This is a genomic window from Microbacterium sp. Ag1 (assembly GCF_001005635.1).
GTDB classification, from domain to species: Bacteria; Actinomycetota; Actinomycetes; order Actinomycetales; family Microbacteriaceae; genus Microbacterium; species Microbacterium oxydans.
Genome location: NZ_LBCR01000029.1, coordinates 147273 through 173265, shown reverse-complemented (window position 1 = coordinate 173265; position 25993 = coordinate 147273). Strand labels below are relative to the sequence as shown.

The 25993-nt window shown below is 67.8% G+C and carries 23 protein-coding genes; 6 read left to right on the top strand and 17 right to left on the bottom strand.

Annotated elements, in window-relative coordinates; all coding sequences use genetic code 11:
* Window positions 1–31 precede the first annotated feature (31 nt).
* Genes AAY78_RS09685 through AAY78_RS20270 form a run of 3 tightly spaced genes read left to right on the top strand, consistent with a single transcriptional unit; the run spans window position 32 to window position 2181 of the window.
* Window positions 32–1003, top strand: coding sequence for a carbohydrate ABC transporter permease (locus tag AAY78_RS09685; RefSeq protein ID WP_046748081.1), 972 nt, complete (start codon window positions 32–34; stop codon window positions 1001–1003).
* A 2-nt stretch (window positions 1004–1005) separates the two neighbouring features.
* A complete protein-coding gene (locus AAY78_RS09680; RefSeq protein WP_171011063.1) occupies window positions 1006–1935 on the top strand; it encodes a carbohydrate ABC transporter permease in 930 nt (309 codons plus the stop codon).
* Between the two features lie 6 nt (window positions 1936–1941).
* Window positions 1942–2181 carry a DUF2283 domain-containing protein gene (locus AAY78_RS20270; protein ID WP_082108642.1) on the top strand — a complete coding sequence of 80 codons (240 nt, stop codon included), beginning with the start codon at window positions 1942–1944 and terminating at the stop codon, window positions 2179–2181.
* A 95-nt stretch (window positions 2182–2276) separates the two neighbouring features.
* Here the strand turns inward: AAY78_RS20270 and AAY78_RS09670 are convergent, their stop codons facing one another.
* Together AAY78_RS09670 and AAY78_RS09665 are read right to left on the bottom strand one after the other, a co-directional pair.
* Window positions 2277–3443, bottom strand: a complete 1167-nt coding sequence (locus AAY78_RS09670; protein ID WP_052748721.1) for an ROK family protein — start codon at window positions 3441–3443, stop codon at window positions 2277–2279.
* A 162-nt stretch (window positions 3444–3605) separates the two neighbouring features.
* A complete protein-coding gene (locus tag AAY78_RS09665; RefSeq protein WP_021200128.1) occupies window positions 3606–3905 on the bottom strand; it encodes a chorismate mutase in 300 nt (99 codons plus the stop codon).
* Between the two features lie 63 nt (window positions 3906–3968).
* On the opposite strand from AAY78_RS09665, the gene AAY78_RS09660 reads away from it, so the two are divergent.
* Window positions 3969–5201: an AI-2E family transporter gene (locus AAY78_RS09660; protein ID WP_046748079.1), complete on the top strand. Its 1233-nt coding sequence runs from the start codon at window positions 3969–3971 to the stop codon at window positions 5199–5201.
* Between the two features lie 62 nt (window positions 5202–5263).
* Here AAY78_RS09660 and AAY78_RS09655 read toward each other — a convergent pair whose 3' ends face one another.
* The 10 genes from AAY78_RS09655 to AAY78_RS09600 form a co-directional block, all read right to left on the bottom strand.
* The gene (locus AAY78_RS09655; RefSeq protein ID WP_046748078.1) at window positions 5264–6175 is read right to left on the bottom strand and encodes an ABC transporter substrate-binding protein; all 912 of its coding nucleotides are present in this window, start codon (window positions 6173–6175) and stop codon (window positions 5264–5266) included.
* Between the two features lie 82 nt (window positions 6176–6257).
* Entirely contained in the window at window positions 6258–6983 is a 726-nt protein-coding gene (locus tag AAY78_RS09650; RefSeq protein ID WP_046748077.1) for an ABC transporter permease, read from the bottom strand.
* A complete protein-coding gene (locus AAY78_RS09645) occupies window positions 6980–7663 on the bottom strand; it encodes an ABC transporter permease (RefSeq protein WP_046748076.1) in 684 nt (227 codons plus the stop codon). The genes AAY78_RS09650 and AAY78_RS09645 overlap by 4 nt, the downstream gene beginning before the upstream one ends.
* Complete coding sequence (locus AAY78_RS09640) at window positions 7660–8532, bottom strand: ABC transporter ATP-binding protein (RefSeq protein ID WP_046748075.1); 873 nt, start codon at window positions 8530–8532, stop codon at window positions 7660–7662. The genes AAY78_RS09645 and AAY78_RS09640 overlap by 4 nt, the downstream gene beginning before the upstream one ends.
* A 100-nt stretch (window positions 8533–8632) precedes the next feature.
* Window positions 8633–8935: a DUF427 domain-containing protein gene (locus AAY78_RS09635; RefSeq protein ID WP_046748074.1), complete on the bottom strand. Its 303-nt coding sequence runs from the start codon at window positions 8933–8935 to the stop codon at window positions 8633–8635.
* 161 nt (window positions 8936–9096) lie between these two features.
* A complete protein-coding gene (locus AAY78_RS09630; RefSeq protein ID WP_046748073.1) occupies window positions 9097–10533 on the bottom strand; it encodes a dihydrolipoyl dehydrogenase family protein in 1437 nt (478 codons plus the stop codon).
* A gap of 115 nt (window positions 10534–10648) precedes the next feature.
* Window positions 10649–10849, bottom strand: coding sequence for a hypothetical protein (locus AAY78_RS09625; RefSeq protein ID WP_046748072.1), 201 nt, complete (start codon window positions 10847–10849; stop codon window positions 10649–10651).
* Between the two features lie 452 nt (window positions 10850–11301).
* Entirely contained in the window at window positions 11302–12087 is a 786-nt protein-coding gene (locus AAY78_RS19240; protein ID WP_052748720.1) for a hypothetical protein, read from the bottom strand.
* Between the two features lie 10 nt (window positions 12088–12097).
* Window positions 12098–14050, bottom strand: a complete 1953-nt coding sequence (locus AAY78_RS09610; protein WP_156172635.1) for an RHS repeat protein — start codon at window positions 14048–14050, stop codon at window positions 12098–12100.
* Window positions 14051–14382: 332 nt separating this feature from the next.
* On the bottom strand, window positions 14383–14973 hold the full coding sequence (locus AAY78_RS09600; RefSeq protein WP_046748067.1) for a biotin transporter BioY: 591 nt from the start codon (window positions 14971–14973) through the stop codon (window positions 14383–14385).
* A 102-nt stretch (window positions 14974–15075) separates the two neighbouring features.
* On the opposite strand from AAY78_RS09600, the gene AAY78_RS09595 reads away from it, so the two are divergent.
* Together AAY78_RS09595 and AAY78_RS09590 are read left to right on the top strand one after the other, a co-directional pair.
* Window positions 15076–16557: a class I adenylate-forming enzyme family protein gene (locus AAY78_RS09595; protein ID WP_046748066.1), complete on the top strand. Its 1482-nt coding sequence runs from the start codon at window positions 15076–15078 to the stop codon at window positions 16555–16557.
* Complete coding sequence (locus AAY78_RS09590; protein WP_046748065.1) at window positions 16554–17840, top strand: beta-ketoacyl-[acyl-carrier-protein] synthase family protein; 1287 nt, start codon at window positions 16554–16556, stop codon at window positions 17838–17840. The genes AAY78_RS09595 and AAY78_RS09590 overlap by 4 nt, the downstream gene beginning before the upstream one ends.
* 2 nt (window positions 17841–17842) lie before the next feature.
* Here AAY78_RS09590 and AAY78_RS09585 read toward each other — a convergent pair whose 3' ends face one another.
* The 5 genes from AAY78_RS09585 to AAY78_RS19235 form a co-directional block, all read right to left on the bottom strand.
* Window positions 17843–18889, bottom strand: coding sequence for an alcohol dehydrogenase catalytic domain-containing protein (locus AAY78_RS09585; RefSeq protein WP_052748719.1), 1047 nt, complete (start codon window positions 18887–18889; stop codon window positions 17843–17845).
* The gene (locus AAY78_RS09580) at window positions 18886–20286 is read right to left on the bottom strand and encodes an MFS transporter (RefSeq protein WP_046748064.1); all 1401 of its coding nucleotides are present in this window, start codon (window positions 20284–20286) and stop codon (window positions 18886–18888) included. The genes AAY78_RS09585 and AAY78_RS09580 overlap by 4 nt, the downstream gene beginning before the upstream one ends.
* A gap of 57 nt (window positions 20287–20343) precedes the next feature.
* Window positions 20344–21453 carry a lactonase family protein gene (locus AAY78_RS09575; RefSeq protein ID WP_046748063.1) on the bottom strand — a complete coding sequence of 370 codons (1110 nt, stop codon included), beginning with the start codon at window positions 21451–21453 and terminating at the stop codon, window positions 20344–20346.
* A 10-nt stretch (window positions 21454–21463) separates the two neighbouring features.
* The gene (locus AAY78_RS09570) at window positions 21464–22750 is read right to left on the bottom strand and encodes an adenylosuccinate synthase (RefSeq protein ID WP_046748062.1); all 1287 of its coding nucleotides are present in this window, start codon (window positions 22748–22750) and stop codon (window positions 21464–21466) included.
* A gap of 209 nt (window positions 22751–22959) precedes the next feature.
* Window positions 22960–25920, bottom strand: a complete 2961-nt coding sequence (locus AAY78_RS19235) for an AbfB domain-containing protein (RefSeq protein WP_052748718.1) — start codon at window positions 25918–25920, stop codon at window positions 22960–22962.
* Window positions 25921–25993: the final 73 nt, after the last annotated feature.

Sequence of the window (25993 nt, the reverse complement as noted above, 5' to 3'; positions counted from 1 at the left end):
GCCCGCTGATCGGAGAGGTTCGGGTACCCGAATGAGCCAGAAGACAGAGTCCTCGAACCTCGCGGGGGCGGCGAGCAGCCGCCCCCGCACTCCGAAGACCCCGGATGCCACGCGCGGCAGGCCGGGCGGAAAGGACCTCCTCCAGGCGCTGCCCTGGATCGCACCGGCGCTGCTTCTCATCTTCGGCGTGGTGCTGTTCCCCGCCGGGGTGATGTTCTTCAACTCCACGCGCGACATCTCCCTGTCCGGCCTCGACAAGGGCTCGGTGGGCTTCGACAACTTCGTGACGGTCTTCACCTTCACCGAGTTCTGGCCGATCTTCTTCCGCACGATCGTGTGGGTGGTCGCGGTGGTGACCCTCACGGTGGTGATCTCGCTCGGTCTGGCGCAGATCCTGAACAAGGCCTTCCCCGGGCGTCAGCTCGTGCGCATGGCCGTGATCGTGCCGTGGGCCGCCTCCGTCGTGATGACGACCATGGTGTTCTACTACAGCCTCGAACCGTACTTCGGCATCTTCAACAAGTTCCTCTACGACATCGGGCTCTCCGACGACGCGGTGGGCTACGGCTGGACGAAGAACCCTGCGACGGCCTTCACCTGGTCGATCGTGATCGCGATCTTCGTGTCGCTTCCCTTCACCACGTACACGATCCTCGCCGGGCTCCAGTCGGTCCCGGCCGATGCGATCGAAGCCGCGAAGATGGACGGCGCCGGCCCCGCGCGCACCTACTGGTCGATCGTGCTGCCCCAACTGCGCAGCGCCCTGGCCGTGGCGATCCTCATCAACATCATCAACGTGTTCAACTCGCTGCCGATCCTGAAGGTGATGACCGGCTCGATCCCGGGTTACGGCGCCGACACGATCATGACCCTGATCTTCAAGTACATCGAGCTGCAGAAGAAGGTCGACGTCGCGAGCGCCCTCTCCGTGGTGGCGTTCCTCATCGTCATCGTGATCGTCGCGGCGTACGTGAAGATCGTCAAGCCCATGAAGGAGGTCTGATCATGACCGTGACCGAGACCGAGCTCGTGACCACCGCGGGAGGCCGCGGCCGCCGCACCACCCCTCCGACCCCCGGACGCAAGCGCCGCTACACCGAAGATCAGGTGACGCTGCCCCGCGTGATCCTGCGCACCGTCGCCGGATTCCTGGTGCTCGCGATCTTCGTGCTGCCGTACCTGATCATGTTCTTCGGCTCGGTGAAGACCAAAGCGCAGATCCGGTCCGTCGATCCCACCTACCTCCCGACCGAGTGGCACTGGGAGAACTACATCTCGATGTGGTCCACCCCCGAGACGCCCCTGCCGTACAACCTGATCTCGACCATCGTCATCGCCGTGTTCGCGACGCTGCTCGTGCTGCTGGTGTCACTTCCGGCGGCGTACTACACGGCACGCTTCAAGTTCCCCGGCCGCATGGTGTTCCTGTTCCTCGTGATCGTCACACAGATGCTGCAGCCGGCCGTGCTGACCTCCGGCCTGTTCCGCCAGTTCACCGTTCTCGGACTCGGCGACACCTGGATGGCGATGATCTTCATCAACGCGGCGTTCAACCTGTCGTTCGCGGTGTGGATCATGCACTCCTTCTTCGCGGGCATCCCCAAGGAGGTCGACGAGGCCGCGCAGATCGACGGAGCCGGACGCTTCACCGTGCTGTTCAAGATCAACCTGCCGCTGGTGTGGCCGGGCATCGTCACCGCGATCGTCTTCACGTTCGTCGCGTGCTGGAACGAGTTCGCCGCCTCGCTGGTGATCCTGTCGACCGACAAGAACCAGCCGTTGTCGGTCGCCCTGACCAAGTTCGTCGGTCAGTACGAGACCAGCTGGCAGTACGTGTTCGGCGTCTCGATCGTCGCGATCCTGCCGGTGGTCATCCTGTTCATGCTCATCGAGAAGCGCCTCGTCGGCGGACTGACCGCCGGCAGCGTGAAGTGACCACTGATGCACATCAGATATGACCCCGAAGTGGATGCCGCTTACCTCACGGTCGGGCACGAAGTGCAAGCGGGGGAATCTGTTGCACAAGTACCGGAGATTCGAAACCCTCACGGAGTGGGGGAGATCATCCTTGATTTCGATGCAGATGGGCATCTTCTCGGTGTCGAGATCCTTCAGGCATCGAAACTTCTTCGATCAGATGACCTTGATCGGGCCGAACGCATCTTGAGCGAACCTTCCTGATCACGTCTAGGTAAACCGCACGCGGGTCCACAGCAGGGTCGTCGCCGCCTCATCCCGGAGGTCGCGACGGCCTTGCCCTTTTCGGAACGGGTGCCCTAGCTGCGCGACGTGGATGCGGCGCGCAGCTGCTCCGGGTTCCACCGCACACCCAAGGCCGAGGTCAGGGCGGCCTGCGCCGCCCCGGCCGCGAGCGACACGCGAGGATCGGCGTAGCGCACCGGCACCTGGGCGGTCCCGCGAGCGGGGTACTCGGTCTCTTCCCGCACCCTGTCGAGGAAGCGCGGTCCGAGCTCGGTCGCGGGTCCCCCGATGACCACCTCGATCGGATCGAGCAGAGCGCTGATGAGCTTGACCGCCCTGGCCAGTGCCCGCGCGCCCTCGTCGAGATGCTCCTCGTCGGCCTGCGCGGCGAGCGCACGGATCTCGGAAGCGTCCATGGCGTCGGAGAACTCCTCGCCCAGCATCGCACCCAGGGCGGCGGCCGATTCGAGGCATCCGCGCTGACCGCATCGGCACGCACGGGCCGCCTCGCCGAACACGACCTGCACGTGCCCGATCTCCCCCGCACGGTCGCGCGGCCCCGGCGCCAGCTCGCCGTCGAGGGTGACGGCCGCACCGACGCCGCCGCCGAGGTGGATGAAGAGCCGGTAGCCGGACGGCGACTCCTCCATGCCGGCTTCGGCGATGGCCTCAGCATCGACGTCGTTGATCAGTAGCACCGGCGCACCGAGCGCCCGCTCGAACCGCTCCGCGAGGGGCACGTTCTGCCACTTCAGCTGCACACTCTCGAGCACCACACGTCCGTCGGTGGTGCCCGGCAGCTGCACACCGGCGGCGAGGAGTCGACCGCCGAACTCCGCTGCCACGGTGGCGACGGCATCGTCGAGGGTGCGGTCGCGGTTCTCCACGGAGTAGTTCACGCGTCGGCCGTCCACCTCGGTGCCGTCGAGCGCGACGAGGGCGATGTCGGCATGACGAGGCTGGATCACCAGCACCAGGATCACGTGGTGATCCGCGTCGACGCTCAGGGTGGTCGCCCGCTTGCCGCCGGTGCTCGCCGCCTGCTCCCCCTCCACGATCAGCCGGTTCTCGATGAGCTCGGCCACCAGTGAGGACGCGGTGGCGGCCGTCAGACCGGTCGAGCGCGCGATGCCCGCGCGCGTCTGCGTTCCCGGGTTCCGGAAGACCAGCTGCAGTGCCCGCCGCAGGTTCGCACGCCGAACGGACGCCTGGGTGTCGAGGCCGTCATCCGTGCTCAGCATGTGTTCCCGTTCCCGAGGCTCGCTCCTTGCGAGCTGTTGACAGATCGCCGCGCGATCCGTAGTCTCTCCCTAAGTTTATTCATTGAACTTAGTTGGTCAATGAACCTCAAGCTCCGGACGGGCGAGTGCTGCACACACCGTCGCCCGTCCGGCACCTCCTTCTCAGCGGCTCTCGGCCGCTTCGGTGTGGTGGCGGATGACCTCCGCGACCACGAAGTTGAACCACTTCTCCGCGAACTCCGGATCCAGGTGCGCCTCCTCGGCGAGGGCACGCAGTCGTGCGACCTGCTGCTCCTCCCGGTTCGGGTCCGACGCCGGCATCTCGTGCTCCGCTTTCAGATGCCCGACCTGCTGGGTGGCGCGGAAGCGCTCCGCCAGCATGAAGATGAGTGCGGCGTCGATGTTGTCGATGGTGGCACGAAGACGGAGCAGTTCGGCCTTCGGGTCTTCGGCGGCGGTCATGCCCCCTACTCTAGAGCCGCGTGACAACCTGGTTTCGATCCGGGCCACCGCTATCGTGAGCACATGAGCAACGAAGAGTCGCCGGAAACCGCGCCGCACGACGAGGACGCACCCGCCACCGCTCCCGCCGCACCGACCCCCGGGCGCCGCCGGCACTCCGCATCCGACCCCGCCGCCGCGGTGATCGCGTCGGCGGCCGACTCGCCTCGTCCGGTCGTGATCGAGCCGACGACGCCGAGCCGCTCCTTCTGGACGCGCATCGATCGTCCGTTCGTGTTCGGGTTCCTGGTGACTCTCGGCGGCCTGGGCGCGATCGTGATCGGTCTCGCGCTGTCGAACCTGTCCACGGTGCTGATCTACATCGCACTGGCGCTGTTCGGTGCACTCGGACTCGACCCCGCCGTGCGTTTCCTGGAGCGCCGCGGTCTCTCCCGCGTCATCTCGGTCGTCATCACGATCCTCGCGCTCATCGTCGTGTTCGCCCTGGTGATCTGGATGATCGTCCCCGTGGTGATCGATCAGATAGTGAGCTTCGTGCAGTCCGTGCCCGGCATGATCAAGGACTTCACCCACAGCGACATCTACGCGACCCTGGAAGCGCAGTTCGGCGATCAGTTCCAGGACCTCGTCGCCCAGGTGCAGTCGTTCCTGACCGACTTCGGCAACCTGGCCACGATCGGCGGCGGCGCCCTCGCCGTCGGTGCCTCGATCGCCACCAGCATCTCCGGCGCCATCGTCGTGCTCGTCCTCACGCTGTACTTCCTCGCATCGCTCCCCACCATGAAGCAGGGGATGCTGCGTCTCGCTCCGGCCCGCGACCGGGCTCGCGCCGGGGACATCGCCGACCAGATCACCGACTCGGTGGGCGGTTATGTGATGGGGATGGTGATCCTGGCGTTCTGCAACGCGACGCTGGCCTTCTTCCTGTACCTGTTCCTCGGACTGCCGTTCCCGCCGCTGATGGCGGCGATCGCCTTCTGCATCACGCTGATCCCTCTGGTCGGCTCCGTGCTGTTCTGGATCCTCGGCACCTGCCTCGCGCTGTTCACCAACCCGATCGCCGCCCTGGTCTTCGCGGCGATCTACCTCGTCTACATGCAGATCGAGGCGTACGTGATCACCCCGCGTGTGATGAACAAGGCGGTGTCGGTCCCCGGTTCGCTGGTCGTGATCGGTGCCCTGGCCGGAGGCACCCTGCTCGGTCTGCTCGGTGCCCTGGTGGCGGTGCCGGTGACCGCGTCGATCCTCATCATCATCAAACAGGTCCTCGTCCCGAAACAGGACGCCCGGATCTGACCCAGCGCGAACGACGAAGCGCCCGGACCCTGTGAGGGTCCGGGCGCTTCTGTCTGTGCGGCTCAGCTGAGGTCGTTGTCGGACAGCCACTTCTTGGCGATGTCCTCCGCCGACTTCTGGTCCACCGTGCTCTGCACGTTGAGGGCGACGAGCTCTTCCGCGGTGAGCTTCTTGCTGACCGCGTTGATCACGTCGGAGATCTCGTCGGCGACGTCGCTCGATGCGATCGGCACGACGTTCGAGGCCAGGATGATGTTCTCCGGGTCTTCGAGCGCGACGATGTCCTCGGTCTGGAACGCCGGGTCGGCCGAGTAGATGTCCGCCACCTGGATCTCACCGGCGAGCAGGGACTCCAGCGTGGTCGGGCCGGTCGCGGAGAATCCGAGGTCGACGCCGTACACCTCCTTGGCCTTCGCGGGGCCGTAGGGGCGCTGCTCGAACTCCGGTGCGGCGCCGATCGTGACCGGGGTGGTCACCTTGGAGAGGTCGCCGATCGTGGTGAGGCCGTTCTCCTCGGCGAAGCTCTTGAGCACCGTGTAGGTGTCCTGGTCGGAGGCTTCGGCGTAGTCGAGAGCGGTCAGGCCGTCGGGCAGCGCGTCCTTCAGGGCCGCGTACACGTCGTCCGGGCTCGTGGCGGTCGCGTCCTTGTCGAGGTACTCGAGCAGGTTGCCCGTGTACTCCGGGAACAGGTCGATCGCACCGGACTCGACGTCCGGCATGTAGGCGTCGCGCTGGCCGATGCTGAACTGGCGGTCGACGTCGAAGCCCGCGCCCTCGAGCGCCTGGGCGTAGATCTCGGCGATGATCTCGTTCGAGTAGTAGGCCTGCGAGCCGATGACGATGGTGTCGCCGCCGGAGCTCGATCCTTCGCTCGGGGCGTCGAGCGGGTTGCTGTTCGCGCAACCGCCGAGGACGAGCACCGCGGCGAGCGCGGCACCGGCGAGGGCGAGACGTGACTTCCGTGCTGTGAACATGGGACTTCCTCTTCTCTGGGACAACGGGGGTGAGGCTGTGGAACGTGTTTCGGCTGTGGTGCGTGTCAGGCGGTCGTACGCGTCAGGCGGTGGCCGGTGCCGGTGTGGCGGCGGCTGCACGGGAGCGGCGCTTCGCGGTCGGCGCGCGCAAGCCCGCGGGAACGGCGGCGTGCTGGAGGAGGGCGAAGATCAGGTCGACGACCAGCGCGAGCACGGCCACGAGGATCGCGCCGCCGAGCACCTGGTCGAACTTGCGGAGGGGAATGCCCTGGATGATCGGCCAACCGAGGCCGCCGAGGTTCACGTACGCGGCGATGGTGACCGTGGCGATCACCTGCAGCAGGGCCGCGCGGATGCCACCGACCAGCAGCGGGAGCCCGAGGGGCACCTCGACCTTCCAGAACACCTGCCACTCGGTCATGCCCATCGAGCGCGCGGAGTCGAGCACGCGACGGTCGATGGCCTCGAGCCCGGTGTAGGCCCCGGCGAGGAGGGAGGGGATCGCGAGGAGCACGAACGTGATGATCGCGGCCTCGGGCACCCGCAGCACACCCAGGATCAGCACGAGCAGCACCATCAGGCCGAACGACGGGATGGCGCGCGCCGCACCCGACACGGCGACGGCGATCTCGCGGCCCTTGCCGGTGTGGCCGATGAGCCACCCGAGCGGTATCGCGATGACGCCGGCGATCAGCACCGAGATCAACGTGTAGTACATGTGCTGGCCGAACAGGACCGGCAGCGAGTAGGTGCCCACCCAGCGGTCGGGGGAGAAGAGCCAGGCGAAGGCTTCCGTGAAGACGTTCATGCGGCGGCCCCCAGTGCGGCGGTCTGCTTCGCCGCGGACGGCGTCTTGGCGGCGCGGGTCCAGGGCATGAGGGCGCGGCCCAGGAGCATGAGCAGCAGATCGATGAGGAGGGCGATCACGACGACGGCGATCACTCCGGCGAAGACCTCGGCGAGGATGCGTCGCTGCAGACCGTTGGTGAAGAGGTAGCCGAGGTTGGTCACTCCGACGAGGATGCCGACCGTGGCGAGGGAGATGGTGCTCACGGCTGCCACGCGGAGACCGGCGAGCACGACGGGACCGGCGAGCGGGAAGTCGACGGTCCAGAATCGGCGGAAGCCGCCGTATCCCATCGCGGTGGCCGACTGGCGGATGGCGGGGTCGACCGAGTCGAGGCCGTCGGACACCGCCCGCACGAGGATCGCGACGGCGTAGATCGTGAGGCCGATGATGAGGTTCACGGGGCTGCGGGCGGGATAGCCGGCGACCGAGGGGAGCAGGATCAGCAGCGCGAGGGAGGGGATCGTGTAGAGCAGTCCGGTGAGGACGATCACCGGCCCCTTGACCAGCTGATAGCGCCACGCGACCCACCCGAGAGGCAGCGACAGCACGAAGCCGAGCACGATCGCGATCGCACTCTGCTGCAGGTGGATCGCGGTCAGCTCGAGGATGAGGCCGAGATTGTCGACGATCCAGTTCACGGAGCGCCCTTCGTCGCGCTCTCCTCGCTCAGGAGCGCGTCGGTCACAGCATCAGGCACATCGATGATCGACCCCTGCGTGCGGCCTTCGCCGTCGACCACCACGGTGCCGTGCGGCGTCTGCTTGAGATGCAGAGCACGGCGTCCGCGTTCGGCGCCGATGAACGCCGAGACGAAATCGTCTGCCGGGTTCTCGATGATCTCGCTGGGGCTGCCGACCTGCACGATGCGGGCGCCCTTGTCGAGGATGACGACCTGGTCGCCGAGCAGGAACGCCTCGTCGATGTCGTGCGTGACGAACACCACCGTCTTGTCGAGCTCGCGCTGCAGCCGCAGGGTCTCCTGCTGCAGGTCGGCTCGCACGATGGGGTCGACCGCGCCGAAGGGCTCGTCCATGAGCAGGATGTTCGGGTCGGCCGCGAGGCCGCGGGCCACGCCGACGCGCTGCTGCTGGCCGCCCGACAGCTGGCTCGGGTACCGCTCGGCGAGCGCCTGGTCGAGGCCGACCGTGTCGAGCAGTTCCCGTGCGCGCTTGTGCGCCGGCCCCTTCTTCACCCCGGTCAACCGCAGCACGGTGGCCACGTTGTCGATCACGGTGAAGTGCGGCATGAGGCCGGAGTTCTGCATCACGTAGCCGATGCGTCGGCGCAGTGCCACCGGATCGCCCTGGAGCACGCTCTCGCCGTCGATCTCGACCTCACCGGAAGTCGGCTCGACCATGCGGTTGATCATGCGGAGCAGAGTGGTCTTGCCGCAGCCGGACGAGCCGACGAACACCGTGGTCTTGCGCGAGGGCAGCACGAGGCTGAAGTCGTCGACGGCGAGGGCGCCGCCGGGGAACCGCTTGGTGACGTTGCGGAACTCGATCATGGGCTGGTCTCCAGTCGGTCGATCGATGTGCGAGCGGACGAGTCTGTGCTCTTCTGATACTTACGGGGCTCTTCAGATGCCTACGGGGCTCTTCAGATGCCTACGGGCCGACCTCGACGCGCGGATCGAAGGCGACGAACCCGGAGAAGTCCTTGCCCACCCGATCAAAGGCGGAGGGGTAGGGGGTCGGATACGACCACGCGTAGTCGGTGTGGAGCTCGCCGTCGGTCTGCACCGAGTAGTACTGAGCAGCCCCCTTCCAGGGACAGGTGTAGGGCGTGGGGCTCTCGACGAGCACGCCGGGCGTGATGGACGCCGGTGGGAAGTACCAGTTCCCCTCGATGCGGGCGAGATCGCTCTCGTCAGCTTCGGCGATGACGGTTCCTGCGAGTACAGCCTTCATGGTCCTGCCTCCTCGGATGTGGGTATGAGCGTATAAGACGGGTGCGACATCGTGGGTGAGGGTTGCGCCGCGCTCGTCAATATGAGAAACAATCCGGATCCTGTTCGACGCGATCACGCGAACGGATTGCCCCTGATCGCGAGATCAAGCCCTGACGTCCATCAGGCGGAGTCGCGACCGTACCCCTCCAGCAGTCGTAGCCAGATCTCGCTGATCGTGGGGTACGACGGCACCGCGTGCCAGAGGCGGGCGATCGGCACCTCGCCGACGATCGCCACGGTCGCCGCGTGCACCAGTTCCGCCACCTCGGGTCCGACGAACGTCGCACCGATCACGACGTCGCGGTCGGTGTCGACCACGAGTCGCGCCTGGCCTTCGAATCCGTCTTCGTAGAGGCTCGCGCCGGCGACCCAGCCCAGGTCGTAGTCGACGGCCTTCACCGCGATGCCGGCCTTCGTCGCCTGAGCCTCGGTGAGCCCCACCGATCCGACCTCGGGGATCGAGAATGTGACCTGCGGGACAGCGGCCTGGTCGGCGGTCGCGACGTGACGACCCCACGGGGCGTCGTCGACATCATCGCCCTTGGCACGGGCAACGATCACATCGCCGGCAGCGCGCGCCTGGTACTTGCCCTGGTGGGTGAGCAGCACGCGGCCGTTGACGTCGCCGACCGCGTAGAGCCAATCGGATCCGGGGACGCGGAGCGTGTCGTCGACGTCGATCCAGCGACCGGGTTCCAGGCCCACGACGTCGAGGCCGATGTCACCGCTTCGGGGCGAGCGACCCGTCGCGGCCAGCACCTCGGTCGCGGTGATCTCCTCGCCGCCGTCGAGGGTGATGGTCACGCCGTCCGCGCCGCGGCGCACGGATGTGGTGCCCGTGCCGGTGCGCACGTCGACACCGAGCTCCTTGAGGCCCGCGGCGACACGTTCGCCCGCGAAGGGCTCCATCCCGCCGAGCAGACCGCTGCGGGCGATCACCGTGACCTGCGAGCCGAGTGCGGCATAGGCGGTCGCCATCTCGACGGCCACGACCCCTCCGCCGATCACCGCCAGGCTGTCGGGCAGCTCTTCGGCGCTGGTGGCCTCCCGACTCGTCCACGGGCTGGCATCGCGGAGACCGTCGATGGGCGGGATGACCGCATCCGATCCGGTGCTGATGGCGACAGCGTGCCGCGCCGTGAGCACGCGCTCCGCGCCATCGGCATCCGTCACCGTCACTTCGCGCTCACCCGTGATGCGGCCGTGGCCCCGAGCGAGGTCGATGCCGGCGGAGTCGAGCCACTTCACCTGGCCGTCGTCCGACCAGTTGCTGGTGAACGAGTCGCGGCGGTCGAACACGGCCCGCACGTCGAGCTTTCCGGTCACCGCCTGGGACGAACCGCCCACGTGCTGCGCGGCACGGAGCGCCTGCGCCGAACGCAACAATGCCTTCGACGGCATACACGCCCAGTAAGAGCATTCACCCCCGACGAGCTCGCTCTCCACGATGATCGCGGTGAGCCCGCCCTGCACGGCTCGGTCGGCGACGTTCTCGCCCACCGGACCACCGCCCAACACGATCAGGTCGTACTCGTCGGTCTTCTCCGCAGCGTTCATGCGTCGCACCTCTCCGTGAGCCGGTTACGTGGCCCAGTCTCGCTCATGAGCAACGCCGAGTCACGGGTGAGTTGTTCCCTTCGGCGTGGCGTCGGCGGACGAGATGGCGCTGATCTCAGCGCAGAGGGAGGTCGAGCGCCTCACGCATCCGCCACGCCAGACGCAACACATGGTTTCGACGACCGATGGTCGACGGCAACGGAACTCGCCTGCCATCGACGCGCTCGAGCTCGATCATCCGAACCGAACCCACGAGCGGGAGCCAGCCCACACCCGCTCCTCCGGCTCCGTAGTAGAGCTGCTCGTCGACGGCCACGATCTCTCCTGATCTGAAGTGGCGTCTGCGAAACCAGGTGCACACGACAACCACGCCTGGCTCCACCCACACCCCGAGGAATAGCGATCGTACGAACGCGGCCGCCGCAAAGAAGCACACGCATGCGCCGATCCACCACGACGAAGTGCCCCAACTCACGGCGACCGTCAACACACTCGCAGCGGTACCCCAGAGCAAACTACCCACTCGAGCACCTGCCGCCGAGCCCGCTACCTTTTCCAACTTCACCCATTGCTTCTCTGTGGCGACTTCCAACGGACCTGTTGGGAGGACCGCCCTTCGCATCCCGATCAACGTCAGGTGAACTCGGCTTGAGCGCGCACGCCTCCAGACGAGCCCGCACCGGCAACTGGCAGAAGGACCATCGCGCCATGCGGGATGCGGTACTCGACGATTGCTCGCCGACGCTCCACTGGCAGGCTGAGTGGCGTCTAATCGCGTGCGGTCTCCAGGGGGGAAGAATCCCCCATCAGCTTCGCGAGCTCGTGAAGCTCCCGCGCCCGAGCAGGTTCACCGTTCTCGAGCATCATCACCGCAAGATTGTGAGCGCTGTGGCCATCACCGCTGGCTATACCCGCCCTGTAAGCGGCCTCAGCTGCCTCGAAGTTCCCCGGCTCCTCGGCGAGGAGATTGCCAAGCAGAAGCGCTGCTCCGTACACGTCCGCGCGAACCAACCGCTCCAAGAGCTCGCGCGCTTCTGCCACCTTTTGCTGAGCAAGGAGAAGCTTCGCCAGCGGTACCCCAAACTCTTCGGACTCCGCAAGGCCACGCTTGAGCAGATGCTCAGCCTCACTGAACCCAACCGAGTCCCCCGCGCTTAATAGACTCTCACCCAGGAGCCCTGCCAGACGTGCGGCATCTCCGGCGTTCGCAGAGATCGCCTTTCGTAACCAGAGCGTGGCTTCTTCGTGGTCACCGATCCAATTGAGACCTTCGCCGAGCGCTGCGAGCGCTGCACTCGAGCCGCCGCTCGCGGCTTCGCGGAACATCGAGATCGCGAGAAGTTCGTCTACGTCCCAAACAGCGGCCGCCAGTTCGAACAGAGTGTTCGGGGTAGTCCCCGCGCTGAAATCGACTTCCTCAAGATCGACTGAGGGAATCAATGCTCGCATGACCGTCTGATCGAAGTCGCCTTTATCGCTTCTGACGGCTCGCAAGAAATCCAAGTACTGTCCCGCGGCGAAAGCATCTTCTGCCGCACGTCGATCCGGCTCCATCGTCGCCTCCTTAAGCGATTTCAATTCTCCGACCGCCAAAGACGATCATGTTGTTTCTCTTGTTCTGATTCGGCTTGAAGTTGGGTTTCGGCTTGCCTCCGTGACTTTGAGCGTTCTCATGCTTGTTGGTCGCCTTGCCCTGCTTGCGCGAGCCATGACCGACACGGTCGTTGTTGCGCGTGTTGTCGCGCTTACGGTGTGCCATCTGCATGATCCCACCGATCGCCAGGGGGACCGCCATCGTCAGCACGACGTTGACTGTGGCCATCTGCCGTGAAAAGTACCCGAACTGCTCCTGCACCCAGGGGTTCGTGGCGACAATGGTGCCAGCAACGACCAGCGCTGCGCCTATCAGGAACGCGGGGCTCGTTACGACAGCGGCATGCCCAAGCAAAATAGGGATTGCCTCACCGCTGAGATCGTTCATGGAGATGGGATCAACGGGCCAGACGTAGTCATTATGACTTCCACCCTCGATCGGGTCGACCTGCAGGAACCGCCCGAGGGCGGGGACATACAACCGCACCCCCATCTCCACCACCAGAGCCGAACCCGCCGATTCCGCGGGCTTCAACGCCCCCTGATGCCAGAGGGTGTTCCCCGCCACCTGGCCGGTGTCATCCGACGCCACCGTCCCGATCGCGAACGTCACCGGGTCCACCGGCTGAGCGAACGGATCCCACAACAGCAATGCGCTCGTCGTCGCCCCGGTGCGCGTCACGAGGCCGTGCCCACCTAACCCGGGGAACGACCACGTCACCTCCCCGGCTTGGTTCGTCCACGACACCCCACCCGGCAGTCCGACACTCCTCGTCAAACCCGCACCAGACCGCTGCCCCCAAGCCGCATCACCACCCGCCGCATACAGGTAGCTCGTCGTCACCGCCGGCTCCGCACCTGTCGGATCGATCGTCCGCGATGCCATGCGCCCGGTCGCGTCCCGCACGATCCGCACCGTCGTGCCGTCGTCATACGTCGTCCCGATGTGTCGGTTCGCGGCATCGTACGAGAACTGCATGTCACCCAGACGAACCGTGTTCCCCCGCCCGTCGTACACGACCTCCGACGCCGACAGACCATCCGCGACAGTCGTCGCACCCGGGACCGCCCCCGTGACTGTCGAGGACAGTAGCCTGTCCGCCCAGTCGAAGCAGAACTTCGTCGTGGTGGTCACGGCCGCCTGACCCGGCGCCGTCCACACATCCGTCGAACCCGTCCGGTTGCCGGACATGCCCGCCGCCGCATTCGGACCGCACCCACCCGACGACCCGAACCCATACGTGAGCTTGTGCCCGGGAATGGCCGCCGACACCAGCCGTCCCGCCGTGTCATACCCGTACGTCGACGAATACGACGTCGACCCCGTCGACGACTGCTGCTTCACCACACGGCCCGACTGCGAACGCACAACGGCGTCCGACACGACCTGACCGCCGACCAGCCACTCCTGGCCGATCACCCGCTCCGCCGCATCACGGCTCACGCTGTTCAACGCCGAACCATCCGGATACGCGATCTGCTTCAACCGCTGCAAAGCGTCATACGTCACCGACGCGAGCTGCTGCCCATCGACCGTGACCGTCTTCACCTTGCCGTCGGCGTCATACGTGTACGCCGTCACCGACGCCGCACCACTGGCCGGAGTCGTCGAGATCTGCGTCACACGCCCCGAAGCGGGGTCGTACGTGGGCGTGGTCACCGTGCCCCACACATCCGTGTAGCTCACGACCCGACCGAGCAGGTCGGAGACGGTCGTGATGGTCGAGCCGTTCGGCGACCCTGCGACCGCTACCCCGCTCGTGACGGTGGTGTATCCACCGTTCGTCACTCGTGTCGACTCCGTTGTCGTGCTCGAGATCGTCGCCACGCCCGAAGGACCGGCGACCGTCGTGGAGATCACCTTGCCACGGCCGTCGTACCCGGTGCACGACCACGCTGTGTCGCCGCTGGTCTTCGTCCCCACCGTGCGACCCCACGCGTCATACGCGTACTCCGTGGTGATCGGCGTGCCCGTTGCCGGAGTCGGTCCCGTCGTGGACTTGAGGAGACCGAACTGTTTGGTCCCCCCGGAAGGCCGCACACCGCCGGGGCGCTGTTGATATCGCCGTAGTAGGTGCTGGTACTCTTGGCCGTCGCCGGTGCGCCTGCTGCCCCACCGGCGGGGAGCGTGCGGGTCAGACGCCTGAGCCACCCTGCCGCACCCGGCTGCTCGAACGTCGTCGACGTCGTCAGCGCGAGGCCGTCGGGGTCGGAGCCTTCACCCCTCCGCGAGCGGCCAGTCCGCGGCGGTGACGCCTACGCCGCCACCCTCGCAGGCTCCCGCACCCGCACACCGTCGGCGAAGGCCCGCGGGTAGGCGCGCCGGAGTGCGACGACGACGAGCGTGGCCGCGGTCACCTTGATCAGATCGCCGGGCAGGAACGCGAGGCTCGACAGCGCCGTGGGTCCGATGGGCACGCCGGTCACGAGAGCCTGCACGGGGATGCCGAACGCGTAGACGACGAACACACCGCCGACCAGTGCCGCGATAGCGGAGCGCCACCAGGTGAAGCGCCCCGTGCGCATGAGCAGGCCGATCACGACGACGCCGGCGATCCAACCGATGAGGTACCCGGCGCTCGGGCCGACGAACACTCCGAGTCCTCCACGACCGCCCGCCAACACGGGCAGCCCGACGGCGGCGAGCACGAGCACGAGGAGGATGGCGAGAGGCGCGAGGCGCGGACCCAGCACGAGCCCTGCGAGCATGACACCGAGGGTCTGCGCGGTGATGGGCACCCCGGCGGGCAGAGGCACGATCACCGCGCCGAGCACGATGATCAGGGCGGCGAACACCGCGATGCGTCCGAGCGATGCGCTGGCGTCTGTGGCGCGCGACGTTGTCATGAATCCTCCTGAACACCGTTCACCTGAACGGTGTTCATTACAATAGGGACGCCATCCTCTCCACGCAAACCCGCCCCAGGAGCCATCACGTCCTTCTCCCCGATGCTGCGCCGTGTCGCCGTCGAAGACCCCGCTCGGCCGGCCATCGTCGACCACGATGCCGGCGTGACCTATGGCGAGCTCCACACGGAGTCGCGGCGGATTTCGGCGACTCTCGAGCGCATGCTCCCAGCCCACTCGGCGCGGGCGGATGCACTCGGCCTTTCGACACCACCGCCCGTCGTCGCCATCTGTCTGAGGCGTGCTTTCGACACCGCACGCACCGTCGTCGCGATGGAGGCGGGGGATCGCATCCTCAGCGTCGTGGATGCGCACTGGCCGGTGTCACTGCAGACGCAGCTGATCACATCCACCGGCGCGGTGGCGGTGATCACTGATGTCGCTGCGCTGCGAACCGCGCTGGATGCGAGCGGCTGGCCGGGTCTGATCCTCGGGCTCGCTGACCTCGAGAACTCGGGATCGTGCACCCTCGTCGACCCCGATGATCCAGCAGGCGATGCCCCGTTCCTGCTGCTCACCTCATCCGGTACGACAGGACGACCGAAGCCCTTCCTCAAGACCCGCGCGCAGTACACCGCGAACATCGACGTCTCGCGCACGTATCTGGGTGCGAGCAACCGCGTCGCGACCTTCGCACCGGGCCCGATGTCGTACAGCCTGACTCTCTACACACTGTTCGAGGTTCTCGCCTCCGGCGGCGAGCTGCACGTTGCCGACCGTCTCGACGACCTGTGGCTCACCCCCCGCGCGCGGGACGAACGCATCACGCGAGTGGTCACTGTTCCGGCTGCAGCTGCCGCCCTCGCGGACGCCGCGCTGCGCAACCCGGGAAGGTACGACGGCATCGAGCTGATCGTCACGGGAGGCGCCGCGCTCTCGGCGTCGGCTCGAGCCAGAGTGTCCGACGCACTCCCCCGCACCCGGACGCTCAGTTACTTCGGCACCGGCGAACTCGGCTTCATCGGCGACGACCGCGCCGGCGACGGACGCATCCGGCTCTACCCGCAGGTGGAAGCCCGGGTGCGCGACGACGACGGCGATGATCTGGCACCCGGCGAGCTCGGCACGCTCTGGGTGCGCTCCCCCTCGTGCTCGACCGGCTACCTGCCGGGAACGACTTCCGCGTCGTTGACGGATGCCGACGGCTGGGCGAGCGTGCACGATCAGGGGCGACTGCGGGGCCGGGACTTCTCGTTCGCCGGCAGAAGCGGAGATGTCGTCACCACCGGCGGGCACACCGTCTCCCTCGACGAAGTGGAACGTGCATTCGACGGGATGCCGGGCCTCGGCGACATCTGCGTGATCGCCGAGAGTGACGATCACCTCGGCACGCGGATCACCCTGGTCGTCGAAGGCGATGCGCCACCGGCAGCGACATTGCGCACGTGGGCGAGGGACCGGCTCCCTCCGGCATCCGTGCCACGCCGCTGGCACCGCCTACCGGAGTTCCCACGAACCTCCGGCGGCAAGATTCGTCGCACCGCGGTCGCCGATCTCGTGGCGCTCGGGCGGAGGCCATCGTGAGCGTCGAGAGGTCTGTCGTCGTCACCGGGATCGGCGCCATCACCCCGAGTGGTCTCACCGCGCCGAGCATGTGGGCGTCAGTCCGCGCCGGACGAAGCGGCATCACGCTGCTTCCGCCTGAGCTCGAAGGTTCCGGGCCGGTGCAGGTCGGCGGAGTGGTCGGCGGGTTCGCCGCGCCTGCCGACCTGCCGACGTCACTCGCCCGCCACCTCACTCCGATGCAGCAGTGGGCGATCACCGCCGCTGATGAGGCGATGGATGATGCGGGCGCAGGTGACCTGCCGTGGAACGCGGATGCCGCGCAGGTGCTCGTCGCCACGGGATCAGGACCGGTGGACGCGGTGACGGAGGCAGCCGGCACGTTGCGAGAGACCGGTCGGCGCCGGGTGCCGCCGAGCCTCGCCGTCTATGGAACCGCGGATGCCGTCGCCGGGATCCTCAGCCGTCGATACGGATTCCTCGGACAGACCCACGCCGTCACAGCGGCATGCGCGAGCGGCGCCATCGCGATCGGCGAAGGCCTACGGCGCATCCGTCACGGATACGCCGATGCGGTGCTGGTCGTCGGGATGGACGACTGCCTCGGTCCGCTGCATCTCGCGGCGCATGCGAACCTGCGCTCGGTCGTCACCGGATTCGGCGATGACCCCTCATCGGCCTCCCGCCCCTTCGACCGTGCGCGGAGCGGTTTCGTCATGGCGCAGGGCGCCGCCGCGGTTCTGCTCGAGGCTGCCGACCTCGCCAGCGAACGCGGCGCACGCCCTCTCGCGACGGTCGCCGGGTTCGGTGCGACCAGCGACGCCCACCACGCCACGGCACCGGATCCGGTCGCCGCGGGAGCGACCAGGGCGATCAACGCCTGTCTCGCCGATGCCCGCGCGACCGCATCCGCAGTCGATCATGTCAACACCCACGGCACGGGCACGGTGCTCGGCGACGCGGCCGAGCTCATCGCACTCGAGCAGGCGCTGGGAGCGAGGGCACCGTCGGTTCCGCTCACGGCGACGAAGTCCACCACCGGGCATCTGCTCGGCGCAGCCGGCGTCGTCGAGACAGTGATCGCTGCGATGACCCTGCGCGACCAGGTGCTGCCTCCGACGATCAACCTGACCGACCCCGACGCGGAGGGCTGGGACTTCGTGCGCGACCAGGAGCGACGACATCCGGTCCGCACAGTGCTGTCGACATCGTTCGGCTTCGGGGGTCACAACGCGGCGCTGCTGCTCACGCTTCCCGAGGTGAACTGCGCCCGTGCGGCTCCGTTCGCCTCTCCTCCGCGGTGAGGTCACCGCGGAGACGGCACCAGCACGACCTTCCCTCGCTGCCGGCGCCGTTCGATGGCTTCGTGGGCGGCGGCGGCATCCTCGAGGCGATACTCGTCCACAGGCGGAGCCGTGCGGCCTTCCGCCAGCGCGGCGAGCGCTCTGGACTCGAGAGCACGCAGGTCGGCGATGGACCGCCCGAGCGGGACGGCGACCGTGAGGGAGCGCTGCAGGATGTCGTCGGTGTCGAGCCGGAGCGCCTCTCCACTCGACCATCCGATGATCACGACGCGGGCACCGCTGGCAAGAGTCTCGAGTGCCGTCCGGCCCGTCGCACCTCCGACCCCATCGATCAGAACCGACGGCTGCGCGCCGTCGAGACGTTCGGCCATCTGCTCCGGCCACGTCTCGACCGTCACGTCGAGCGGCAGCAGCAGGCCGTCGGCGAACCTCTCACCGTGCGCGAGCCGCTCCACCACAGGGCGCTTCACCTCGCCGCCGTAGAGGGCGACGACAGTCGCCCCGACCGAAAGCGCCAGCTGGACGAGCTGACTTCCCAGGCCGCCCGATGCACCGGGGATGAGGACGACGTCGTCTGGGCGGATGTTCGCGGATTCCCAGACGAGCTGGGCCGTTCGACCGGTACCGATGGTCGCGACCGCTTGGGAGAAGGATGCTCCGGCGTCGACAGAGTGCAGAGACTGCGCGGACGCGAGCGCGAACTCGGCGTATCCGCCGCTGCGGAAGCCGAGGTGGGCGACCACGCGCGTTCCGAGGAGGGCCGCGTCGACCCCGGACCCTACGGCGTCGACGAACCCGGCGACCTCGCGCCCCGGCGTCATCGGAAGTGTCGGCTTCGGCATCGACGCCGGTGCGGTGCCTCGACGGATGTCGGTGTCGACGGCATGCACACCCGCCGCGGCGACCCGGATCCGCACCTCGCCCTCGGCGGGAATGGGCACGGCCACCTCCTCGGCTCTCAGCACCCCGGCCTCTCCGAAGTCGCGCTGCACGATCGCGAGCATGGTGCGCCGCTCCGTCGCCTCCGCGCTGCCCGCTTCCCCGCTCACGCTTCTCCCCCCGGCCGTGTCCCGAGCCGTTCAACGGCCGCGCTCACCCGTGGAGCGAGCACCGCCGCCGCGATCGCGATCACCGCAGCCAGGGTGAACACTCCCAGGAACGGGTCCGCGGTGGCCAACGCCGTGAACAGCGTCCCCGTGATGGCGAGCGCCATGGCACTGCCGAACGAATCGGCGACCGTCATAGCGCCGCTGTTGAAGCCTTGATTCTCCGGTGTCGACATCGCGAGCGTCAGCGCGCTGGTACGTGGGCTCATGAGCCCCATCCCCAGACCCGCCACGATCCAGGCGACGGCGAGCAGTGCAGCGTCCGCCCTGATGGCTGTGATCGCGACGGTCAGCACGATGCCGACGAAGACCAGGATCGTGCCGATGCGCACCGCCGTCACGCTCGAGAGGCGAACGCCCATCCGCCCCTGGACCGTCGCCGCGACCGACCACGAGAGCGCACCTCCGGTCAAGGCGAGCCCCGCGAGGGTCGGCGACAGGTCATAGCGATCGGTGAGCAGGTACGGCAGGTAGATCTGCGCGCCGAAGAACGCGGCAGCCGCGAGCCCGCGGACGAGGATGACCGAGGGCAGCCCCCGGTGCGCGCGGAAGGTTCCGCGGGGAACCAGCGGGCGAACCGCGATCAGGGCGACGATCACAGCGACGACCGCCAGCACCGGGCCGACACCGGGGATGTCGCCGACCAGGTTCAGCGTCAGCACCGCGGCCGCCGCCAGAATCGACCAACCGAGGCGGCCGTACGCCCACGGTGTCGTCGCATCGCCGTCGCTCGAGAGACCGCGAAGGGCTGGAATCACCATCAGCAGCGCCACGAGCACCAGGATCACCACACCGAGGAAGACCCAGTGCCAGCTCCAGAGCTCGGTCACGGCTCCCGCGACCGTTGGTCCGATCAGCGAGGGGATGACCCACGCAGCCGCGAATCCGGCGAAGATCGCGGGGTGCAGCTCCTGCGGGTAGACCCGGGCGACGACGACGTACAGTGCCACCATCAGGCCGCCGCTGCCGAGACCCTGCGCGAACCGACCGGCGACGAGGACCTCCATGCTCGGGGCGAGACCGGCGATGAGGAGCCCCACGATGAACATCGCGACCGCGGTGTACAGCGGGGCGACCGGCCCCCGACGATCGGCCCAGTTTCCCGCGATCACCATGCCGATGACTCCGGTGGCGAGAGGACCGGCGAACGCCAGCGCGTATAGCCGTTCGCCGCCGAGGTCGGCGCTCACGGTCGGCATCACCGTCGTGACCGCCAGGGACTCGAACGCCCCCAGGAACACGAGCGCGCACGCGCCGATCGTGATCCACACGTATTGGCTGCTCATGATGCGGGCTGCGGCCGCATCCGGCGTCGACACCTGCTCGGTCTCCGAGGTCATGATGACGACGGTAGAACCTCAAGTGAGGTTGAGGTCAAGAAGGAATCTCGCGATGCCTCAGCGCACCGGAAGGAAGTGCGTCGGCGTCGGGACCTGCGCTTCGTGGCGGACGCCGAGGGGCGCGCCCGTGCGCTCGTCGAGGTCGATCAGAGTGATGGTGTCGGAGCGCTGCCCCGCGACGAGCATCTTGCCCTCGTGGACGAGGTGGTGACGCGGCCAGTCGACGCCCGAATCGGCGAGTGCCACCGACTCCAAGGCCTCGCCTCCGCCGCGCACCCGCAACGCCGCGATCGTGTTGCTTCCACGCAGGGCCGTGTAGAGGAACTGCCCGTCGCGAGTGCGGGCGAGCTCGGCGGGGAAGTCTGTGCCCACTTCGGCGATCGGGCTCGTCAGCGCCACCGACACGACGCTCCAGGTGCCGTCGGCAGCGCGCGCGAGCGTGAACACCTCGCACGAGTACTCGGTGACCACGTGGAGGTGCCCGCTGGGGTGCAGCACCATGTGCCGCGGTCCGGTGCCGACAGGCAGAACCACCTCGTGGTCGAGCACCAGCCCGCTGCCGCTCTGCCGCCAGAACCGCACGAGGTCGAACCCGAGGTCGGTCGTGGCGACGCGTCCGTCGGGGAGGAACACCGCGGCGTGCGCATGCGAGACACGGTCGCCGCCCATGCCGTACGGGTCCACCGCCGCGACGCCGTCTCCGGGAGGGGTGGGAGCGGGAGCATCGGGATCCGCGTCGTCCCCGAACAGGGCCGCGCGGAGTGCCGCCGCCGCATCCGCCTTCGCGGGGACGATGCGCCCTTCCGCGTCCAGCCCGAGTCTCACGACACGACCGTCGCCGTAGCAGCTGGCGATCAGCGCCGAGCCGTTCGGGGCGACCGCCACATGACACACGTACTGGCCGACCGGCGCAGGCGCACCCAGCGGGGCCAGCACACCCTCACCCGCACGGACGAACGCCTGCACCGCGGAGTCTCCCTCGAGTGCCGCGTAGACGATGTCGAGGGTCGGATGCTGCGCCAGCCAGGACGGCGACGGAACCTCCACCGCAGCGCCACGGTAGGCGAGGGTGGATGCCTCGCGGCCCTCGTCCCCCGCGAGCAGGCCGATGCCCTCGGCCGAACCGTCCATCGCGGGGCCGTAGCCGCCGAGCCAGAAGCGCGTCATCGGGTGCGGATCAGTCGAGCAGGTCGTGACGGACGATGACCTGGTCGCGCTCCGGGCCGACACCGATCACCGAGATGCGCGTGTTGCTCATCTTCTCGAGCGCCAGCACGTAGTCCTGCGCCGTCTGCGGCAGGTCCTCGAAGGTCCGAGCGACCGAGATGTCCTCATTCCAGCCGGGGAAGTACTCCAGGATCGGCTTCGCGTGGTGGAAGTCGGTCTGGTTGACCGGCACCTCGTCGAATCGCTCGCCATCGACGTCGTAGGCGACGCACACGGGGATCTGCTCCAGGCCCGTGAGGATGTCGAGCTTCGTGAGCACGAGGTCGGTGATGCCGTTGATGCGCGTGGCGTAGCGCGTGATGGGGGCGTCGTACCAGCCCACCCGGCGCGGGCGGCCGGTCGTGGTGCCGAACTCGAAGCCCTGCTTGCGCAGCCACTCGCCCTGCTCGTCGAACAGCTCGGTCGGGAACGGACCCGAGCCCACGCGGGTCGTGTAGGCCTTGACGATGCCGACGATGCGGTCGAGCGCACCGGGACCGACGCCGGAGCCCGTCGCCGCTCCTCCTGCTGTCGCCGAAGACGAGGTCACGAACGGGTAGGTGCCGTGGTCGATGTCGAGCATCGTGGCCTGGCCACCCTCGAACACCACGACCTCATCGCGGTCGAGCGCCTCGGCGATCAGGTAGCCCGTGTCGGCGACCATCGGCCGCAGCCGCTCGGCGTAGGAGAGCAGGTCTTCCACGATCTCGTCGCACGTGACCGCACGGCGGTTGAAGACCTTCACCAGCAGGTGGTTCTTCTGGTCGAGAGCGCCCTCGACCTTCTGGCGCAGGATGTTCTCGTCGAACAGATCCTGCACTCGGATGCCGACACGGTTGATCTTGTCGGCGTACGCCGGGCCGATGCCGCGGCCGGTCGTGCCGATGTTGCGCTTGCCGAGGAACCGCTCCGTCACCTTGTCGAGCGTGCGGTGGTACTGCGTGATGATGTGCGCGTTGGCGCTGACCTTCAGCCGCGAGACGTCGATGCCACGGGCGGCGAGCGCCTCCAGCTCGGAGAACAGCACCTCGAGGTCGATGACCACGCCGTTGCCGATCACCGGAGTGACGCCGGGCGACAGGATGCCGGAGGGCAGCAGGTGCAGCGCGTACTTCTCGTCGCCGACGACGACGGTGTGTCCGGCGTTGTTGCCGCCGTTGAACTTCACCACCCAGTCGGTGCGCTCACCGAGCAGATCGGTGGCCTTGCCCTTTCCTTCGTCGCCCCACTGCACGCCGACGATAACGATTCCTGGCATGGGTAACCCCCTGGCTTTCGCCGGGTTTGCACCGGCCGATGAGCTGGCCCTCTTCGGGCCGTCCCATCCTATCGAAGGGTTCCTCGACGACCCTCCGGCCGCTCGACCGCTCCGGTCGAAGTTCCTCGACCGCTCCGGTCGCGATATGACAGCCTCGGCGGCCGTTGAAGATGGAATATCGCGACCGGAGCGGTCGTCCTGGTAGTCGACTACGGCGCGGTCACCCAGGGGGCGCCGACCGTCCATGCGACATCGGGGATGTAGTTCTGCGTGTCGTCGGCGTTCGGGATACCCGCCCACCACGAGGCTCCGCCGTAGACGAGGTCGTTCTTGTAGCTGCGCATCACGCGCCACGAGTCACCCGAGACGGAGAAGCTGAACCCCTTCCCGAATGCGGCATCCTCGGCGCACCACGTCGCCCGGTACGGAACGGTGGGAGCGCTCAGGATGACGTTGCCCCCGATGTTCATGTAGAGGTACTGCCCCGGCGCCGAGAGCGACTCGAAGCTGTAGCACTGCGGGTTCGCGAGGCCCTGGACCACCCGGAACGTCGCGTCCTTCCGTGCGCTCGACGTTGATGCCTCGGTGATCATCGGGATCGTGGCCTGCGCACCGCCCGCGGTCGCGGATAGCGACTTCCCGGTCTCCGCGGTGCGGAGCGAGACGAGACTCCCCACAGGGGCGATGTCGTACCGCATCTTGGTCGCATTGCGGTAACGCCACTGCTGCTGCGGCGACGCGGCCACGGGCGCAGCGAGCGCCACGGTGCCTGCCGTCGGAGCCGCCAGAGCCTTGCCCGACCCGGCGTTCAGGACGGTGACCACACCGGAGGGAAGAGTGGTGAACGACCACCGCTGCTTGGCATCGGTCAGGTCGCACGGCGCCTGCACGACCGCACTGCCCGCCGTGTCCGCGCTCCCGAGGCACAACGTCCGGGTGACGGTGTTGCGCAGTGCGAATGCCCCTGCGCCCGACTCGACCAGCTCCCACTGACGCACCTGCCACACCTCGGAGCAGCCCACCGCGACGATCACCGCACCCGCGACAGCACTGCGGTCCTTCGCCGTCAAGCACTTGCCGCCCTGCGCGACGCTCTCGAGTTCGAGCACCTGCGCGGGAGCCAGTGTCGGCGGCGCCCAGGCCTCACCGATCGTCCACGCGGTGTCCGGGACGAAGTTCTGCGAGTCGTCGGCGATCGGGATCCCGGCGTACCAGGACGCACCGCCGTACACGAGGCCGTTCGCGTGGCTGCGCATCACCCGCCACGAGTCCGTCGCCGTCGAGAAGGTGATGCCCTGCCCGAACGCGGCATCCTCCGCGCACCACGTCGCACGGTACGGAACCGTAGGAGGTGTCAACGTGACGAGGCCACCCATGTTCATGTAAAGGTATTGGCCGGGAACCGTGATCGACTCGAAGCTATAGCACTGGGCATCGGCCAGCCCTGCGACCACCCGGAAGGTCGATGCCGTGCGGGTGGCCAGCGGCGAGGTCGCGACGACGTCGTTCACCGTCACCTGCGCCGAAGCGGCTCCCGCGACCACGGACTTGCCACCCACGGCGGTGCGCAGCGAGACGTAGCTGCCGATCGTCGCGGCGTCGTACCGCATCTTCGTGACGTTCCGGTACTTCCATCGGTCGGCATTCGCCCCGGTGTCTGCCCGCAACGAGACAGTGGTCGCGGTCGGCGCGGAGAGCACCTTGCCGGAGGCGGCATTGACGATGCTCACGGCACCGGCGCGCTGCTCGCGGAAGGTCCACTGCTGCTTCGGGTCGGTCGTGGCGCACACGGCCTGCACGACACCGGTCCCCGCCGCATCGGCGGCGATGCACTTGTCGCGGTTCACGTAGTTGCGCAGCGCGAACACTGTCGGGGTGACCTCGACGAGCTCCCACCGACGCTGCTGCCAGACTTCGGTGCAGCCCACCCCGACGATCACGCTGCCCACGCCGGTGTTCCGGTCCTTCGTGGTCACGCAGGACCCAGCCTGAGCGATGTTCTCGATCTCCAGCACCTGTGCTGCGCTGATTCCCGCGAGCTTGCGTCCGTTCTCGATGGTCGTGGCCACCCAGGGTGCGATGACGTCGCCGCGCGTCGCCGTGATCGACCCGGTGCCGGCGGGGATGCCGGAGCCGTAGCAGCCGGCCTGCGAAGCCTGCGATGCCACGGCGACGAGCGTCTTGGTGCCGTTGATGTCACGGACGCCGGGGGCGCCGCCGTCGCCGAGACAGAGGGACGCACCGGATGCCGCACCAGTCACGGTCGCCGCGTTGACGGCCGTCACCGGGTAGGTGTTCGTGCGGGAGGCAAGCGGAACCCAGACGTTGTTCGTACGGCCGAAGCCGGTGAAGGCGACGTGCTGTCCCGCGACCGGAGCCGATGTCGCGATCGGCATGGGTGCGATGTCGTCGACCGGGGTCTCCAGCTTCGCCAGGACCGCGTCCTGACCGTTGCCGGCCGGCTCCAGGCGGGCGATCTTCACACCGAGCTCGCCCGTGCCGCTCGCGACCTTGTCGTTCGCGACGTCCGGGCCGAACAGCACCCGTGCCGGAGCAGCCGGAGCACCCGCGACCAGCGTCGCCGGATCGGCAGCGAAGCAGCTCGCCGCGGTCAACACCCACGACCGGTCGACGAGCGTTCCCGTGCAGGAACCCAGGCCCGTGCGGACCTTCGTGATCGCCGTCCGCGGGTGCGTGGTCGTCGTCGCCGGAACGTCGGTCGAGACCGCGTTCACCTCGATCACCACGACCGTCGACTGACCTGTCTGCAGCTCATCCACCGTGCGACGCCCGTTCGCCGGAACCGGGATCTCCGTCTCCGGGCCCCCCGCGACCGAGTACGTCACATCCATCGGCTGCGCGCCGGCCTTCACGCCGAACGACGCCGCGATCTCCAGATTCAACACCGCAGGACGGAACGCCGTCTCGAAGCACACCTTCGCGCGCTTTCCCGACTTCTCGAACTCCACTTCGACCTGCCCGGTCCCCGCCGCGCACGTCACGACCCGCAGGCCGCCATTGCCGTCCTTCAACACGATCCCGGCGGCTGCGCCCACCGCGGCCCCGTCCGGATACGACCCCGACTCGACGAGATAACCCGGAGCATCATCCGCCACCGCAGAGGTCACCGGAACCGAGACGAGCAACGCCGACACCAACGCCGCCGCCACCCCCACAGCCGTAACACGACCCCGACGGCGGAGATTCAACGAGAACATGCAGTGCCTTTCAACAAGGAGAGTG